17 protein-coding genes are annotated in these 15,440 nt (G+C 65.5%); 7 read left to right on the top strand and 10 right to left on the bottom strand.

Translation table 11 applies throughout. The annotated features are described in order from the left end of the window. Positions 1-10: 10 nt before the first annotated feature. On the bottom strand, positions 11-385 hold the full coding sequence (locus tag IIB36_02010; protein MCH7530521.1) for a type II secretion system protein GspG: 375 nt from the start codon (positions 383-385) through the stop codon (positions 11-13). Continuing rightward, the gene (locus tag IIB36_02015) at positions 382-2,127 is read right to left on the bottom strand and encodes an MFS transporter (GenBank protein ID MCH7530522.1); all 1,746 of its coding nucleotides are present in this window, start codon (positions 2,125-2,127) and stop codon (positions 382-384) included. The genes IIB36_02010 and IIB36_02015 overlap by 4 nt, the downstream gene beginning before the upstream one ends. A gap of 48 nt (positions 2,128-2,175) precedes the next feature. Here IIB36_02015 and IIB36_02020 point away from each other — a divergent pair, with 48 nt between their 5' ends. After that, positions 2,176-2,643: a YjbQ family protein gene (locus tag IIB36_02020; GenBank protein MCH7530523.1), complete on the top strand. Its 468-nt coding sequence runs from the start codon at positions 2,176-2,178 to the stop codon at positions 2,641-2,643. A 66-nt stretch (positions 2,644-2,709) separates the two neighbouring features. Here IIB36_02020 and menH read toward each other — a convergent pair whose 3' ends face one another. After that, complete coding sequence (gene menH / locus IIB36_02025) at positions 2,710-3,468, bottom strand: 2-succinyl-6-hydroxy-2,4-cyclohexadiene-1-carboxylate synthase (protein ID MCH7530524.1); 759 nt, start codon at positions 3,466-3,468, stop codon at positions 2,710-2,712. Between the two features lie 10 nt (positions 3,469-3,478). Beyond that, a complete protein-coding gene (locus IIB36_02030; protein MCH7530525.1) occupies positions 3,479-4,609 on the bottom strand; it encodes a GHMP kinase in 1,131 nt (376 codons plus the stop codon). Between IIB36_02030 and IIB36_02035 the strand changes: the two genes are divergently transcribed. Beyond that, positions 4,608-4,952 carry a hypothetical protein gene (locus IIB36_02035; GenBank protein ID MCH7530526.1) on the top strand — a complete coding sequence of 115 codons (345 nt, stop codon included), beginning with the start codon at positions 4,608-4,610 and terminating at the stop codon, positions 4,950-4,952. The two genes, IIB36_02030 and IIB36_02035, sit on opposite strands and share 2 nt — an antisense overlap. Positions 4,953-5,371: 419 nt before the next feature. Here IIB36_02035 and IIB36_02040 read toward each other — a convergent pair whose 3' ends face one another. Both IIB36_02040 and IIB36_02045 read right to left on the bottom strand, forming a co-directional pair. Continuing rightward, positions 5,372-5,809 carry a hypothetical protein gene (locus IIB36_02040; protein ID MCH7530527.1) on the bottom strand — a complete coding sequence of 146 codons (438 nt, stop codon included), beginning with the start codon at positions 5,807-5,809 and terminating at the stop codon, positions 5,372-5,374. 7 nt (positions 5,810-5,816) lie between these two features. Then, on the bottom strand, positions 5,817-6,038 hold the full coding sequence (locus tag IIB36_02045; protein ID MCH7530528.1) for a hypothetical protein: 222 nt from the start codon (positions 6,036-6,038) through the stop codon (positions 5,817-5,819). A gap of 299 nt (positions 6,039-6,337) precedes the next feature. On the opposite strand from IIB36_02045, the gene IIB36_02050 reads away from it, so the two are divergent. Continuing rightward, positions 6,338-6,832: a DinB family protein gene (locus tag IIB36_02050; protein MCH7530529.1), complete on the top strand. Its 495-nt coding sequence runs from the start codon at positions 6,338-6,340 to the stop codon at positions 6,830-6,832. 40 nt (positions 6,833-6,872) lie between these two features. On the opposite strand, the gene IIB36_02055 is transcribed toward IIB36_02050, so the two are convergent. Then, positions 6,873-8,396, bottom strand: a complete 1,524-nt coding sequence (locus IIB36_02055; GenBank protein MCH7530530.1) for an ATP-dependent DNA helicase RecQ — start codon at positions 8,394-8,396, stop codon at positions 6,873-6,875. Positions 8,397-8,660: 264 nt separating this feature from the next. On the opposite strand from IIB36_02055, the gene IIB36_02060 reads away from it, so the two are divergent. The 3 genes from IIB36_02060 (at position 8,661) to IIB36_02070 (ending at position 12,165) form a co-directional block, all read left to right on the top strand. Further along, entirely contained in the window at positions 8,661-8,900 is a 240-nt protein-coding gene (locus IIB36_02060; protein ID MCH7530531.1) for an antitoxin, read from the top strand. Continuing rightward, positions 8,897-9,295, top strand: coding sequence for a tRNA(fMet)-specific endonuclease VapC (gene vapC, locus IIB36_02065; GenBank protein ID MCH7530532.1), 399 nt, complete (start codon positions 8,897-8,899; stop codon positions 9,293-9,295). Before IIB36_02060 ends, vapC begins: the two co-directional genes overlap by 4 nt. Before the next feature lie 260 nt (positions 9,296-9,555). After that, positions 9,556-12,165: a hypothetical protein gene (locus IIB36_02070; protein ID MCH7530533.1), complete on the top strand. Its 2,610-nt coding sequence runs from the start codon at positions 9,556-9,558 to the stop codon at positions 12,163-12,165. Here IIB36_02070 and IIB36_02075 read toward each other — a convergent pair. Further along, entirely contained in the window at positions 12,162-13,448 is a 1,287-nt protein-coding gene (locus IIB36_02075; protein MCH7530534.1) for a DUF4872 domain-containing protein, read from the bottom strand. The two genes, IIB36_02070 and IIB36_02075, sit on opposite strands and share 4 nt — an antisense overlap. A 26-nt stretch (positions 13,449-13,474) precedes the next feature. On the opposite strand from IIB36_02075, the gene IIB36_02080 reads away from it, so the two are divergent. Then, a complete protein-coding gene (locus IIB36_02080; protein MCH7530535.1) occupies positions 13,475-14,521 on the top strand; it encodes an alcohol dehydrogenase catalytic domain-containing protein in 1,047 nt (348 codons plus the stop codon). A 242-nt stretch (positions 14,522-14,763) separates the two neighbouring features. Here IIB36_02080 and IIB36_02085 read toward each other — a convergent pair whose 3' ends face one another. Next, on the bottom strand, positions 14,764-15,162 hold the full coding sequence (locus tag IIB36_02085; GenBank protein ID MCH7530536.1) for a type II toxin-antitoxin system VapC family toxin: 399 nt from the start codon (positions 15,160-15,162) through the stop codon (positions 14,764-14,766). 26 nt (positions 15,163-15,188) lie between these two features. Next, the gene (locus IIB36_02090; GenBank protein ID MCH7530537.1) at positions 15,189-15,425 is read right to left on the bottom strand and encodes a type II toxin-antitoxin system prevent-host-death family antitoxin; all 237 of its coding nucleotides are present in this window, start codon (positions 15,423-15,425) and stop codon (positions 15,189-15,191) included. Between the last annotated feature and the right edge of the window lie 15 nt (positions 15,426-15,440).

Consider the following 15,440-nt stretch of genomic DNA (forward strand, 5'->3'; position numbering starts at 1 on the left):
CCTGATCGTCTCAGCGCCCCCCAGGCAGCCGGCGCGTAACGGTGATGTCGTCCTCGGTCCCCTGCTCGCCGTCGCCCGCCGCCGAGCCTACAGTATAGTCGCGCCGTCCGACCTCGAGGTAGTAGACGTTGCCCCAGGGATCTTCGGGCACACCCGTATAGTCACGGCGCAACCAGCCCTCGAAATTCGCGGGGAATCCCTCGGCCTGGCCCAGTCGCACATCGAGTTGGTCGGCCATGGCGTTCAACCGACCCGGAACCAGACGCGCGATGACATTGTCTATGATGGGCTTGTAGACGTCCTGCCGCAGCTTTGCGCGCGAGCTCGGCACAGCCATGGCAATTACCAGAGCGATGAACGCGAGAAGTAACACCTTCTTGATCATGTCAGCTCCGAGTCGGCGATTGCGGCGGCTCGATCGTGCGTGGTGCGAAGCGGGAGCTCAGGGATCCTCATGGCCAGTCCTCCACCGATAGCGATCATGATCGCGGTCAACCAATAGATGCGCTGAGTCGCTTCGCCGAAGGCGTCGCGTACCGACGCCCCGACCCGGACCGCAACGACCTCTCCCTCGGCTCTAATGGCGCGGGCTTCCCGCTCGGACTCAGATGAGGCGGCCCTGGCTTCGAAGCTTGCGAGAATGAGTGCGGGCAGCTCCGCGCCTCCCGTGGAGACGTACTCCCCAACCACGACAGCCCCGTTCGTCAATGGCCCAACCTCGTCTCCGATCTCGGCGAACGAGGAAGCGAGCGTCACACTGAGCACCGTTCCCATGATCGCAGCACCCACGGTCGCTCCCGTCTGCCGGAAGAACTGAGACGCGCTCGTCGCCTGTCCGATAAGGCGGACGTCGGCGGCGTTTTGGATCGCGAGCGTGAAGAGAGGCATGCCGGGTCCCACACCTACACCGCACATCACCATGTACAGAGTAATCTGCCAGTACGCGATGTCGGATTCCATGCCCGCGAGCAGAAGAGCTGCCACAAAGAACAGAACGGCACCGAGCACGATCTGCCTTCGGTACCCGACCTTGGCGACGATCTGACCAGCGAGCGTCGCGCTGAAGACGAGCCCCAACGAGAACGGGATCAGCGCCGCACCGGCCCGCGTGGCGGAGACACCCAGCACGTTCACGAGAAACAGCGGGAGGAAGATCGTCACGGAGATGAACGATGCGCCAAAGAAGAAGGTGGACGCGTTCGCACGGCGAAAGACGGGGTCCTGGAAAAGACGCAGGTCGAGAATGGGCCCTGGCGAAGTCCGCGAGCGCCTGATGAAAAGCGCGAGCAGAACGCAGCCTCCGACGAACAGAGCGAGCGTGACCCACGACGCAAGAGCCGTCGGATCGGCACCGGGACTCACTCCCGGAAGCCAAGGGTAGCTGCGCTTGTCGATCTGCAGCGACAGGACGAGCGGAATAAGTCCACCCAACAGCAGCGCTGCCCCGAGCAGGTCGGGACGCGCCTGTGCCACCGGCGGGTCGAGTCTGGGCATGCGTCTGATGATGAACCATGCGGCGACGCCTCCGAATGGCACGTTCACATAGAAGACCCAGCGCCATCCCTCGATGCCCGGTATCCAGCCACCCGCGTGGTCGGTGAGTAACCCGCCGATCAGAGGTCCGAGCACAGACGCGACGCCGAACACCGCGCCGACGAAGCCTTGGTACTTGCCGCGCTCGGCTGGGGTGAACAGGTCGGCGATCACGATGAACGTCATCGCGAAGATGCCGCCGCCCCCTGCGCCCTGGATCCCCCGGAAGATGACGAGCTGGGTCATTCCGTTGCCGAGCAGCGGAAGGTCCCCGAACTCGCCGGCGAGGCCGCACAGGACCGAACCGAAGAGGAAGAGGCCTACCGCTCCGAGCGTGACGAACTTGCGCGGGTACGTGTCGGCGAGCTTGCCGTAGACGAGCGCGAGGGCGGTCGACATGAGCAGGTATGCGGTCGCGACCCAGGCGTACCGCTCCACACCCTCGAGATCCTCGACCATGCGCGGCAGCGCGGTCGCAACGATGGTCTGATCGAGCGCCGCCAGGAATAGCGCCAGGAGAATCGACAGATAGATCACCGTACGGTCGCGGTCCGAGACCGGCGCCTGCACGGGAGCTGGAGGAGCTATCGTCATGGGCCGGTAAGTCTAGCGCACCCGTCGACCCGAGGCTGGACGCGAGCCATGTTGAGCATCCATGCCGTAACCGAAAGGAGAAATGCGGTGATCGTCGAGAACAGAACCATCGAATGCCGCACTCGCGGCGACGACCACATCGTCGATCTCACGGGTCAGGTCCAGGCCGCCGTGGGCGAAACCGGCGTCAGCCGGGGACAGGCGGCCCTACTCGTGGAAGGCTCTACGGCGTCGCTTACCACGCTCGAGTTCGAACCCGGCCTGGTGAACCACGACATCCGTGCGGCGCTCGAGGGCGTCGCACCGCGGAACGCACGGTACGAGCACGAGGAGACGTGGCATGACGACAACGGACACAGCCACGTCCGTGCGTCGCTGGTAGGACCCTCCTTGGCGCTGCCGATCGTGGACGGCAGAGTGCCACTGGGGACCTGGCAGCAGATCGTGCTCATCGATTCGGACACGCGTCCCAGAAGCCGGACCGTTCACCTGAGCATCGTGGGCGTGGAGGACTGAACGAGCTGCACGCCCACAGCCGTAGACGCCGCTCACGTGAGGGACCCCGGCGTTACCGAGTGAGAGTCAGCGCGCGAGCAGGAAGCCCGTCACCGCCTCGAGCCAGGCGTCCGGTCGCTCGAGATGCACTGCGTGCCCCGCGCCCGCGACCACCAACAAGCGCGCGTCCGGGAGTGCCGCGGCCATGCGCTCGCCCGTCGACACGAACTTGCGGTCGAGCGTACCGACGAGGACCAGCGTCGGCACGTGGATGCCGGGCAGAGCGTCCCACAGTGAAGGAAGCGCGCCGGTGCCCAAACCGCGGAGCGCGCCCGCGAGGCCCTCCACCGAGTTTTGGAGCCGTTCCGCACGCAGGCGCGAGCGCACGGCCTCGTCCACGCCGCTCTGTGTCTCGAAGAGCGGCAAGCGTTCCCAACGATCGATGAACGCCTCGACACCGTCGAGCTCGATCGAGCGCGCGAGATCGTCGTCCGACTCCCGGCGCAGGCGACGCTCGACCTGGGTCTCGAGTCCGGGTGACGCGGACTCGAGCACGAGGCGCCGCACAGCGTCAGGGCGCCGCGCGGCAAAGTGCAACGCGAGCCGCCCTCCCATCGAGTAGCCGACGAGGCCTGCCGGCCAATGTCCCGCGTCCTCCACCGCGGACAGCGCGGAGTCGAGCGAGAAGTGCCTCGCATGCCGAGCCGCCACGTTGCGACCATGACCCGGCAGATCGAGCAAGACCGGTGGACAACCCGCCGACGCGAGCCCGTCCACCAGGTGCTCGCCCCAGGAGTAAGACGACCCTGTGAAGCCGTGCACAAGTACCGGGTAGCACGTCGCCATCACCGCCCCCTCAACAGTGCTCGAATCGGTGGCCACGCTCGAGCAGAGCGAACTCGATCTCGCGGAGGCCCGCGGGCAGACCGTCACGAACAGCCGAGAGAACCGCGGGATCGGCGGTAACGACGAGGCAGCTCCCTCCGCCTCCGGCACCCAGGGGGAAAGCTTCCCCACCAGCTACCCGCACGAAGTCGGCGAGCGCGTCGGCCCCGGCCATGTACGCCGGCACGAGTCGCTCTCGGATCTCCCGAAAGCCGCGTAGGCTCTCGCAAACCCGCGCCCAATCGGTGGTGCGCAGCCCCTCGCGGTATTCGTACGTCCAGCCGGGCAGGCGCGTCAGCGCGGGGAACGCATCCTCGCGTCGGAGCGTGTCCGCCCACTCCTGGTTCACGGTCGCGCTGAAGCGAGTCATGCCGGTGTGCACGATCATCATGTGCGCGCGGACATCCTGGTAGGCTTCGGGGCCCAAGAGCTCGTACTGCAGCGAGGTTCCGAGTCCCTGTCGTGGCTCGCCGGGCATGCCCCACGGCAACCAGACGTAGTCGCGCACGCCACCCCAGACGACGTTGGACTGTTCTTGAGTGCCCGTGAGGGAATTGCCCAGGTCGTTCTCGAGACGCGCCGCGAGAGCGACGACCTGATACCCGTCCATGGGGTCGCCCGCGAGTCGGTTCGCGAGCAGACAGACCGCGGTCATTGCGGTCGCCGACCCGCCCAATCCCGCCGAGAGCAACCCCGGCCTCAGGCTCTCCAGTTCGAACGCGGCACCGCTCAGGCCGAAGGCGTCGAGCGCCTTCAGAAGCCAGTTGTCCTTGTGGGCCGCGATCAGTCCGGCGTCACCGCTGACCTCGGTCGCATGCTCGGCGGACCGGACACAGAGGCGGCCGGGTTCGAAGGCTCGAGCGACCACCCGAGTCCCGGTGTCGATGGTGAGGCAGACGGTACGAGGAAGTCTTCGGGTCCAAGCCGCGCTCTCGTCCACGTACGGATCGCCGGGCCAATCGGGAGCGGACCAGAGCGCCTGTTGGAACTCGCGCATGTCCAGCGTCGCGCCCGGTCCGTCAATACGGTGGTGCGCAACGATGGCCGGCACTTCGCCGGCCACTTCGGCGGCGCGCAGCCGCTCTGATACGTCGATGGACATGACTCGCGCCCTAGCGCATCACCCCGCGCATGGATACTCCTTCGATCTTCTCAGCAACCCTCTCAAGGAGGACTCCGGCATGGCCACCGTATTCATCCGTCACCCCGTGGCCGACTTCGATACTTGGCGACCGCATTACGATGCGGACGCTCACCGCCGTGACGAAGCGGGGCTCACCGAAATAGGCGTCTTCCAGGACGCGTCGGATCCGAATTCGGTACTGCTCGTGTGGAGCACGGACAACGTCGACGGGGTCGAGGCCATGCTAGCCGACGAGGGCCTGAAGCAGAAGATGCAGGACGCAGGTGTGTTGGCACCGCCGGAGGTCTGGATCGCCGACTAGAAGGGTGATCGGAAAGGGGGGCGGGCCGCGTTGGAGTGCCACGGCCCCATATCCTAGGCGGAGGGGCGAAGGCGTAGCCGTAGCTCCTCCGAGGCGCTCCAACGACGGAGATGGGGCCGTGCCACCCCAACCCACAGAGGTGTAAGATCATATCAACCATGATGTTGGGCACATGGCGGTTGCGCGGTTGATCCTGCGTCTCTCCTCGTCGCCGTAGCTCGGCTACGACTCCTCGTCGTTCCTTGCCTGAACGCGCGCAAGCACCATGTGCGCGGCCCACCCCCCTTTCCGATCACCCTTCTAGGCGCCGGCGGAGGCGTGTCTGCAAACGGACCGAGCAGGCCCGGCGAGGCTGAACGATTCCCGCCGGGCCTGGTCGTATCTGGGTCAGCAGCCCGTGGCAGAAGTACAGTGGGCTGCTAGATGCGCTGGTGGTCCGCGCGCCAGTTCTTCACGGCCTGCTTGATCGCCTTCCGGTTCGAGATGCCCTCGTCGAGTACGCGGCGCGCGAGGTCCGGCAGCTCTTCGTCCGGAGCAAACCGCAACCCGACGAGCTGATCGGTCGTGAAATCACCCACGCGGTTCTGCAGCTCTTCAGGAAGCAGCCGCTGCAGGCGCATGCGCTCCTCGAGGCGGATCACCCGGTCCTGAACCCCGAGCGGGAATAGTCTCGCGAAGAATGCCACGACCACCACGCCGAACGCGAAGACCACGAGCATGAGCGCGTTCACGCTGAAGTCCGTCACGGCTTGGTAGGCGAACCACAGCGTGGGGACCATGAGCATCCCGAAGGCGGCGCCGTGGTACGCGGGTACCATTTTGCCGTGGTTCTCGAAGTTCTGCGCAGGTTCGCTCATTGGATCCTCAACCGTAGTTGTTCTTGAAGCAATCCAGGCACCACGCCTCGAGATTCCAAAGCGCGGCCCCAGCCGATTCCGTCCTGTAGTAGATCTTCCACTGCCTCGCGCGCAAGCCGCGCGGGCACCGAGCTCCCTCGCGGTGATGGCGGCACTGCCCACTCACGCACTCGCACCGGCGCCGTGCCCTCTCGAGAATCTCGGCGCGCATCTTATCGGTGATTTCCATTTTCGACCCATTGGGGGGGATCGCTCGTTCGGCAGGCTAATCGGGCACGCGGAAACTGTTTTTGCAAGATCTAATGATCCGGTTCTCGTCTACCGCGCGATAGTGAAGAGGCGCCGCCGTGCCATGGGCGAACTGTTCGAGCAGGTGCTCACCGAGGTGCGGGCGTGTCTAGTCGACGAGGCGCTGCCCGCCGGAGACGACCCGGTAGGCTAATCTTGCGCGCGTCCCATCTTCGGTGTTTATTCGGTGCCCCTGATCGATTCCGATGAAGACTCACACAAGAACGGAAGAGGACAACGATGGTGAACGGTTCCACGCTGCTGCCCGAGTTCGATGCCGAGGTGGCCAACACGCGCCGCATGTTCGCAGCAATCCCCGACGAAAAACTCGACTTCCAGCCGCACGAGAAGTCGTACACGCTACTCAAGCTCGCTGCGCACGTCGCGAACCTGCCCAGCTGGATCAGCCTGACGTTGGCCACGGACGAGCTGGACCTCGCCGCCGGCTTCGATCAGCCGGATCCCAAGAACATGGCGGACATCGTCGCGATCTTCGACGGCGCGGTTGCGGAAGGCCGGACCGCGCTCGAGGGCGCGAGCGCGGACGCGATGACGGCCGACTGGACGCTCAGGACCGGAGACGAGGTGCACTTTCAGATGCCGAAGGGTGTGGTGCTCCGTTCGTTCGTGTTCAACCACCTCGTTCACCACCGCGCGCAAATCTGCGTGTATCTGCGGTTGCTCGACATCCCCGTGCCCGGCATGTACGGACCGTCCGCAGACGAAACGATGTAGCGGCCCTTTCGCGGAGAGGAACTCGTTCCCCCACGGGCTGCTACCTCTCCCGAAGAGCCTCGAGGAAGGCGTTGCCGTACCGATCGAGCTTGGTCGGCCCGACTCCGGATACATCCAGCAATTCACCGGCGGTGCGGGGGCGGCGAGCGACCATCTCGCGTAGAACCTTGTCGCTGAAGACGACGTAGGCGGGGACGCCCTGCCGATCCGCGAGATCCCTCCTCAAGTCGCGCAGCGTCTGGAAGAGCTCTTCCTCTTCAGCCGTGGCCGGACCCGCCGTCGAGTGAACGTGCATGGCGCGCTTGCGGCCAGGCTTTAAGCGGCCACTAGGCATGAACGCCGCGGCCAACTCCTCTACGGAGACTCCGGAGCAGACGTCGCACGAGCTTTCACACGGCGCCATCACCTCGTCGAAGTGCGCGAGGATCGCTTGATGGCGGCACCGCCTTCCCTCCACGAGGCGGAAGAGATCGACCGTAGCTTGCCGTTTGATGCGCCACAGTTCCGGATCGTCGATGTCGTTCAGGAAACGCTCGTGCAGCTTGACGTCGGCCCAGGAATAGAAAAGCACACAGTCGCTCTCGAGCCCGTCCCGCCCGGCGCGCCCGATCTCCTGGTACCACGACTCGACGTCCTTCGGCATATCGCGGTGGATCACGTAGCGCACGTTCGACTTGTCGATGCCCATCCCGAACGCCACGGTCGCGACGATGACGTCAACGTCGTCGTGCTGGAACGCATCCTGGTTGGTCTGGCGCACGTCGGTCGGCAGTCCGGCGTGGTACGGACGCGCGCGCACGCCCTGCTCGCGGAGGAACGCTGCGGTCTGCTCCACGCCCCGTCGGCTGAGGCAGTACACGATGCCGCTCTCACCCTCCCGGCGCCGGATAAGAGCGAGGATCTCTTTGCGCGTATTCCCGATCCCCTTCTTGCGACACCGGACCAGCAGATTGGGTCGGAAGAACGAGCCCTTGAAGCCCGCGGGGTTGGTCATGCCGAGTTGGCGAAGGATGTCTCGAGCCACGGCCTTCGTAGCGGTCGCGGTGAGCGCCAGGACCGGTACGTCGAGGCTGTCCTTCAAGCGTTGCAGCCGCCGATAGGACGGCCGGAAGTCGTGTCCCCATTGGCTGATACAGTGCGCCTCATCGACTACCAAGAGCGAGATCGGACAGCCTTGGATGAAGTCTCGTAGGGTCCCGTCGAGAGCCTCCGGCGCCAGATACACCAGCTCGAATTCCCCACGCCGAAGAGCCGATAAGCGACGTTGCCTCTCATCGAAACCGAGAGTCGAGTTGATCTCGGCGGCGCGGAAGCCCAACGACCGCAACGCGTCGACTTGGTCCTTCATCAGACTGATGAGCGGCGACAGCACGAGCACCGTCCCGTCGAGAATTCGGGCCGGGAGCTGGAAGGTCAGCGACTTACCTGCACCGGTGGGCATCACGGCAATGCAGTCACGGCCGGCGAGTACCGCTTCGACGACCTCGCGCTGGCCGGGTCGGAAGTCCTCGAAGCCGAAGGTGTCTCGAAGGACGGTGAGCGGGTCGAGTCGGGTCACGGACATGGCGTCGAGAGGAGCGCGAACGGCGACCGAAGACTAATCCTGGACCCCGGCCTCGCGTATGGTCGGATGCGAAGTCATGCGCCCCCACCGGCGCGGGCCGTCACCGCCACGACCACCGAGTCGGTCACTGCACCTGACGCCCCGAGTACATGTGGAGCGGTGCCACCAAGGCATCGGCAACCGGCCCTTAGATATTGTATATCCCGTTGACATATCCCACACCCCGAATAGCGTTGATCAACAGCCTGAGTACAGGAGAGTCCAATGTCCACAGCGAGAACCAAGGTCTTCATGAGCAATAGGAGTCAAGCCGTCAGGCTGCCGAAGAGTGTTGCGCTCCCAGAAGGGGTCAAAGACGTGGTGATCGTCGCCATCGACAATAGACGCATCATTACTCCAGTGGGTGAGTCCTGGGACGATTGGTTCGACCAAGGCGGCGTCTCCGACGACTTCATGCGTGTACGTGAACAGCCTCAAGACCAAAACCGAGAACCCATCGAGTGATGAAGTTCATGCTCGACACGAACACTTTAATTTACACGATCAACAACCGACCAGCGAACGTGCGAAAGCGCTTTAGTCGCCATGAGGGTCAACTCTGCATCTCCACGGTCAGTTGGGGAGAGCTCGTGTACGCCTGCGAAAAATCGTCGCGACCGGAGGAAAACTTGGCAGACATAGAGTCGATGGCGAACCGCCTTGAGATCGCCGTATTCGACACGACAGCCGCCGCCCATTTCGGCCAGATTCGGGCTGACCTGGCTCGACTGGGTAAGCCGATCGGTCCCTACGACATGATGATCGCCGGCCATGCACGTTCTTTAGGGTTGGTGCTGATCACCAATAACGTGAAGGAGTTCCGTCGCGTTTCCGGACTTCGTGTTGAGAATTGGACCTGATTTAGGAAAATCACCAAGGACAACAGCGACCCCACCACGTCCATGGTGATCGCGGAGGTAAGACGATGCCGTTCGGCGACCTCTACGTCCCTGTCAACCTCGCTGTAGCGTTCGCCGAGCGTGGCCCTCGTATCACAACGCTGCTCGGATGGATCGTGGGGTGACCCGGGAGCCACGCCCGCCGGTCGACGACACGTCGGCCGGCGGGCTATACTGCAGTCCCCGTCCCGGACCAAAGAGCACATCGGAGCTCGTACACAATGTTGAAGGCCTTCGCGCTCGTCGCGCTGATCCAGGTACCCGCGCCCACTCAGGAACTGTCTCCGGGCACACGGTACGACGCGTCGATCCCCACGCTCGAGCAGGTCGCGGGCCACGACTTCCGCGAGGAGATCACGCCGCCCGATCAGGTGGTCGCATACCTGAAGGCTTTGGCCGAGGCGGCGCCGGACCGCGCTGAGCTGATGTGGACGGGCGAGACGTGGGAAGGGCGACCGACCGTCATGCTGGTGATCGGGTCCGCGGAACGAATGGCCAGCCTCGAGGCGGTCAAGACCGACCTGCGCCGCCTCGCTGACCCGCGCACGCTCGAGGGCGGAGATGCCGAGCGTCTGATCGCGGAGCTGCCGGTCGTCACCGCGCTCGTGCACGGCGTACATGGAAACGAGATCAGTTCGAGCGGAGCGGCGATGGCCGAGGCGTACCACCTGCTCGCGGCCGAGGGCGACGCGACCGTGGAGTTGATCCTGCGTGAATCGCTCGTGCTCATCGACCCGATGCAAAACCCCGACGGCCGCGCGCGCTTCGTCTTCCAGAATACGATGGCGCGCGCGCGCTGGGAGGATGCGGAGCCGGCGTCGGCTGAGCACGACGAGCCGTGGCCGGGCGGACGCGTGAACCACTACTTGTTCGATCTGAACCGGGACTGGTTCGCCCAGACCCAGCCGGAGACGCGCGGCCGCGTGGCCGCACTGCTCGAGTTCATGCCACATGTGGTCGTCGACCTGCACGAGATGGGCGGCAACTCGACGTACTATTTTCCGCCCAATGCCATCCCTGGGAACACGTGGACGACCGACGAGCAGAGGGCGCTCAACGATGTCTTCGGTGCCGCGAATGCCGCCTCGTTCGACGAGCGTGGCTTCGCCTATTTCAACCGCGACACCTACGACGCCTTCTATCCCGGATACGGCGTCTCGTGGCCGATGGCGCAGGGAGCGATCGGCGCCACGTACGAGCAGGCCTCGGCGCGTGGGCTCGTATTCCTGCGCAGTGACGGCGACCGACTGACATACGGCGACGGAGTGCTGCACCACTTCACCGCCGCGATCCAGACCGCCGCGACGGCCGCGACCCACCGGGAGCGCATTCTGCGCACCTTCCTGGAGTTCCGGGCGAGCGCGGTCGCGTTGGGCCGTTCGGGAGCGAGGGAGTACGTGCTCACGTCCGAGCATGACCCGGGAATGGCGCGCCGCCTCGCCGAGACGCTCGTGCGCTCCGGCATCGAGGTGAACAAGGCGCTCGAGCCAGTCTCGGTGGATGGACGCACGCTGCCCGCCGAGGGCACCTACATCGTGCCGATGGATCAGCCGACGCACAGACTCATCCGCAACCTGCTCGATCCGCACACGCCGATGGATGCCGACTTCGTCGCTCGGCAGGTCGAGCGGCGCGCGAACCGGCTACCGGATCAGATCTACGACGTCACGGCGTGGAGCATGCCCTCACTCTGGGACGTCGAGTTGATCATGGCGGACCGCCCGACCGGCGCCGCGACCGTATCGCTCAACTACACGCGCCAGATGCGCGACGTCGCGTCACTCCGGGACGCCGCTGTCGGTTACCTCATGCCGTGGGGCACAAGCGCGGCGGCAGCGGTCGCCGAAGCGTTGAGAGAAGGCATTCGCGTCCGGTCCGCCGGTGGCGAGTTCACCCTCGGCGGGCGGGAATACGCGGTCGGGACGGCGATCATCCGTAACTCGGACAACGGAAGCGATCTCCCGCAGAGGCTGGCGCGCATCGCAACGAAGCACGGCGCCGAAGTCGTGCCGATCGACGACTCGTATGTGAGCGAGGGCATGTCGCTCGGCAGCGGCCGGGTCCGTCACCTCACCGAGCCACGCGTGCTGCTCGTATATGACCGGCCCGGCCAGACATACTCGGTCGGGTGGGCCCGCTATGTGCTGGAGCAGCGATACGGGCAGCGCACGACCGCTGTACGTGCCTCGAGCCTCGGCCGCGTCGACTTCTCGGACTTCGACGTCATCGTCTTCCCGAGTGGCAACTACGCGAGCGCCGTAGGCGACGGAATGCAGGACGAGCTGCGCGCGTGGATGCGCGCCGGCGGCACGATGATCACAATGGCGGAGTCGACGCGCTGGGCGGCAGATACGGGGCTGCTCGCGACGACCGCCGAGCGACGCGGCGGACGCGAGGAGGGAGACGAGCCGCCAGAGTCGGGGACCGCGGACCAGCCGATCGATTTCCTGGAAGCGATCGCCCCGACCGATGAGGCGCCCGAACAGACTCCCGGCGCGATCGTGCGCGGGATCCTGGACACCGGGCACTGGCTCGCGAGTGGCACCGACGGTGAGATCGGCGTGCTGGTCGAAGGCACGCGCATCTTCAGCCCGATCACGCTCGACCGCGGCACCAACGTCGGCCGGTACGCCGGAGTCGACGACCTGGTCATGGGGGGCATCGTCTGGGAGGACGCCAAGCCCCAGCTCGCGAGCAAGCCGTTCCTCATTCATCAGCCGATGGGTGGCGGGCAACTGATCGCCTTTGCGGAGGATCCGAACTACCGCGCGTACGCCGAAGCGACGCAGTTGCTCTTCATCAACGCCGTACTGCTCGGGCCCGGTCGCTAGTCGTCGCGGAGACTTCCCAGCGCCTGCTGCTCGACCTCGATGATTTCAGCCAAGACCTCGCCCAAACGGCCGAACACGTCGGCTGCCTCGACTGGAGTCAGGTCGCAGTTGGCGACCAGGTCCCGTTGCTCGGCGTGGAGCATGGCCATCTGCTCGGCCACCGGCTGTCCATCCATCTGGGCACTGCGGAGATCGGCGAGCTCGGCGTAACGAGTGAGGTCGTCGCTGGCTGCGATCGCGGTTGTGGCCAGTCGAGACCACAACTCGCCACTCCGCCGGAAAGCCGACGCCGCCTCCGAGGTGCGTTCGCCGCCGAGGATCCCCGCGGCCTCCTCCAGGAAGTCCGCGTACAGAAAGCGACCGGCCCCGGGCGCCGTGTAGGCGTGCGTCACGCAATCGTACAGTCGCGTGAGCCCGATGGCGGCGCGGGAGCCGTCCGCGAAGATGCGGTGCCAGCTCTTCTTTTCGCTGGGCCTCGTGAGCAGTCGATGCCACTTCTTCAGCCCAGCCATACCGACATTTGCTGCAAACTGAGGAACAGGCGGCGTGTCGTAACCGCGCACGCCCGCACGCAGCGCGGTGTTCACCGCTCCGACCCAGTCGTGCTCGCCTGGCACCGCCGTGACCGAGATCACTCGGTGCTTGGCCGGGCGGTATGCCGCGCGCGCAGCCGCAAAGGTGTCGGCATCCACCGAAAGCGCCTGGGGCGCACGATCATCGAGCAGCAAGGTCCCGTCCGTGCGACCGATCACGCCGACCACATGCGGGCTCATGGCGGACTCGTCACGCGGCAGACCAAGGTAGTCCAGCCACCCCGCGCCCACCGTGCAAATCGCGGGGGTCTCCTCATCCAGAAGTGCATCCAACTCCCGGCGGCCCTTGGCTGCACTCCCCGTGGTCGAAATTCGAACCTTCGCGCCCGCCCGCTCGAATAGCGGTTCGAGGAAGGAGTCCGGCGTGGAGCTGTTCCGACCCACAATCGTCATCGTCGGCGTGCCCTCGTACTCGAAGACCCCGTACAGGAATCCCACGCCGCCTGCCAAACCAAAGGCCATGGCCTCGGTGAGAGGGGCACCGTCGTGACCCACGACGCCCGCATTGGCCAGCAGGTTGCGTGCAGCGGCCACGTCCGCCTGCTGACCTCCGACCGCATGAACGGAGGGGAAGAGAGGTAGCGTGATCGGGGCCTCCGCTCGGGGTTGGTCAGGACGGGCGGCCAGGATCTGGGCGCGGGCGACAGCATACCGCTCGCCGGTTGAACGTACCCGCTCCTTCGCTCTCAACCCAAACCCCTGTAGATTCGCCGCCTATGAAAAGCTACCAGTTTCGAGACTACGGTCAGCCGCTCGAGGCCATCGAGGCCCCGACACCCGAGCCCGTCGGCACCGAGCTGTTGATGCGCGTCGTCGCGTGCGGTGCGTGCCACAGCGACGTGCACGTCTGGGAGGGCCAATACGACATGGGTGGTGGGCGGAAGCTGGACGTGCGCGTGGGCCGCGACCTGCCCTTCACGCTCGGCCACGAAATCGTCGGTGAGGTCGTCGCGATGGGACCGGAGACGGAAGGCGCGGCCATCGGAGACCGGAGGGTCGTCTTTCCGTGGATCGGATGCGGGACGTGCGAGACCTGCGAGCGGGACGAGGAGCATCTGTGCCTCAAGACGCGGGCGCTCGGCACGTTCGTCCAGGGCGGTTACAGCGACTACGTAATCGTCCCACATGCGCGATACCTCTTCGACTACGGTGACGTGGGTCCCGAGCTTGCGTGCACGTACGCTTGCTCGGGTGTCACCGCCTTCAGCGCGGTCAGAAAGGTCATCGACCAGCGGGGGCGACACATCGTCATCCTCGGAGCCGGCGGCGTCGGCCTGTCAGCGTTGCGCATGGCCAAGGCGCTCACGGACTTCGAAGTGATCGTCGTCGATCTGCGGCAGGACGCGCTCGACGCGGCGACAGAGGGCGGGGCGGACCACGTCGTCGATGCCTCGGACAAGAACGCGCACCGGCAGATCAAGAGCCTGAGCAACGGCGGTACTTGCGCGGCGCTCGACTGCGTGGGCGCGGCGGCCACCGCCAAGCTCGGCATGCGATGCCTCGCCATGAGTGGCATGCTCGTGGTCGTTGGCCTGTTCGGCGGCTCGCTCGAGGTCTCGCTTCCGCTGCTCCCCCTGAAAAACTTGAGCATTCGAGGATCGTTCCTCGGCAGCCTCGCCGAGATGCGTGAGCTCATGACCTTGGTGCGTGCGGGCAGTATCGGCGCGATACCCGTAGAGACCCGCGCGCTCGCCGAGGCGCAACGAACGCTGGACGACCTGGCGGCGGGGAACCTCGTCGGCCGTGTCGTTCTCACTCCTTGACGGACCGAAGTCACATATCACGAACCACTACCTTCGCGATCGGTCTACTCCTGGTCGCGGCCGGGCCCCGTACGCCCCAACTGCCCCTTGGGCGAACCCCTTACTTTGGGGGGGGCAGGGTCAGCTGGTCGGATTTCGCGCCATAAGACGAGCAGGGAAACCGCGTCGAGTTCCGACAGCCCCTCCAACCCCGCCGCAATTCACGGCTAGTACCGACCGCGGAAACGGACGGAGACTGGGAACTACTTCGACCCCGGAACGGGTACGGCGACGACATCGAGCCCATCGATCCCCGTGAAGTCGTCAGGATTACACGTATAGACTGGTAGCTGATGAGCGAGAGCTGTCGCCGCAATCATCGCGTCGTACGCTCGCGCCTGCGTCTTCCGGCCCGAACGCCGCAGCGCAGCGGCCACGCGACCGAACGCGCGCGCGGCGCGGGCGTCGAATGGGAGAGGATCGAAATCCGCCTCGGCCTGCTGCAAGTGTGCCTGGCGAGCGACCCGCTCTTCGTCCGTGGCCGCCACCAAGGGTCCCACGGACAGCTCCGCGAGCGTGACGGCGGTGATGAGGGGTTCCGTCGGCAAGAGCTCGGGGTCCTCGAGCCTGGGTAGCAGGATGACGGCACTCGTGTCCAGCACGCCGCGTTGGTGCCGGACACCGGTGCTCACACCGACGAGTCCAGCACTCCGTCCAGGTCCGCCCGCAGCCTCGAGACGTCGATAGCCGGCAGGCCCCTCCAGCGACGGAGCAGCACGTCAGCGGGAAGCGCACGTGCCGCCAAGGGCCGCAACTCTGCCATCGGATGCCCCGAGCGCGTCACAGTCACTGTCTCACCCCGCGCCACCCGCTCGAGTACTCGCCCGCCGTGGTTGCGCAACTCCCTGATGGTCACTTTACTCATGACTGAATGTATCAC

This window comes from Gemmatimonadota bacterium, assembly GCA_022560615.1.
Lineage (GTDB): Bacteria > Gemmatimonadota > Gemmatimonadetes > Longimicrobiales > Gaopeijiaceae > UBA1138.

Bases quoted from the DNA above. Each gene is read 5' to 3' on its own strand.
- IIB36_02010 (MCH7530521.1), bottom strand. From the start codon at position 385: ATGATCAAGAAGGTGTTACTTCTCGCGTTCATCGCTCTGGTAATTGCC.
- IIB36_02015 (MCH7530522.1), bottom strand. From the start codon at position 2,127: ATGACGATAGCTCCTCCAGCTCCCGTGCAGGCGCCGGTCTCGGACCGC.
- IIB36_02020 (MCH7530523.1), top strand. From the start codon at position 2,176: ATGTTGAGCATCCATGCCGTAACCGAAAGGAGAAATGCGGTGATCGTC.
- menH (MCH7530524.1), bottom strand. From the start codon at position 3,468: ATGGCGACGTGCTACCCGGTACTTGTGCACGGCTTCACAGGGTCGTCT.
- IIB36_02035 (MCH7530526.1), top strand. From the start codon at position 4,608: ATGACTCGCGCCCTAGCGCATCACCCCGCGCATGGATACTCCTTCGAT.
- IIB36_02030 (MCH7530525.1), bottom strand. From the start codon at position 4,609: ATGTCCATCGACGTATCAGAGCGGCTGCGCGCCGCCGAAGTGGCCGGC.
- IIB36_02040 (MCH7530527.1), bottom strand. From the start codon at position 5,809: ATGAGCGAACCTGCGCAGAACTTCGAGAACCACGGCAAAATGGTACCC.
- IIB36_02045 (MCH7530528.1), bottom strand. From the start codon at position 6,038: ATGGAAATCACCGATAAGATGCGCGCCGAGATTCTCGAGAGGGCACGG.
- IIB36_02050 (MCH7530529.1), top strand. From the start codon at position 6,338: ATGGTGAACGGTTCCACGCTGCTGCCCGAGTTCGATGCCGAGGTGGCC.
- IIB36_02055 (MCH7530530.1), bottom strand. From the start codon at position 8,396: ATGTCCGTGACCCGACTCGACCCGCTCACCGTCCTTCGAGACACCTTC.
- IIB36_02060 (MCH7530531.1), top strand. From the start codon at position 8,661: ATGTCCACAGCGAGAACCAAGGTCTTCATGAGCAATAGGAGTCAAGCC.
- IIB36_02070 (MCH7530533.1), top strand. From the start codon at position 9,556: ATGTTGAAGGCCTTCGCGCTCGTCGCGCTGATCCAGGTACCCGCGCCC.
- IIB36_02080 (MCH7530535.1), top strand. From the start codon at position 13,475: ATGAAAAGCTACCAGTTTCGAGACTACGGTCAGCCGCTCGAGGCCATC.
- IIB36_02090 (MCH7530537.1), bottom strand. From the start codon at position 15,425: ATGAGTAAAGTGACCATCAGGGAGTTGCGCAACCACGGCGGGCGAGTA.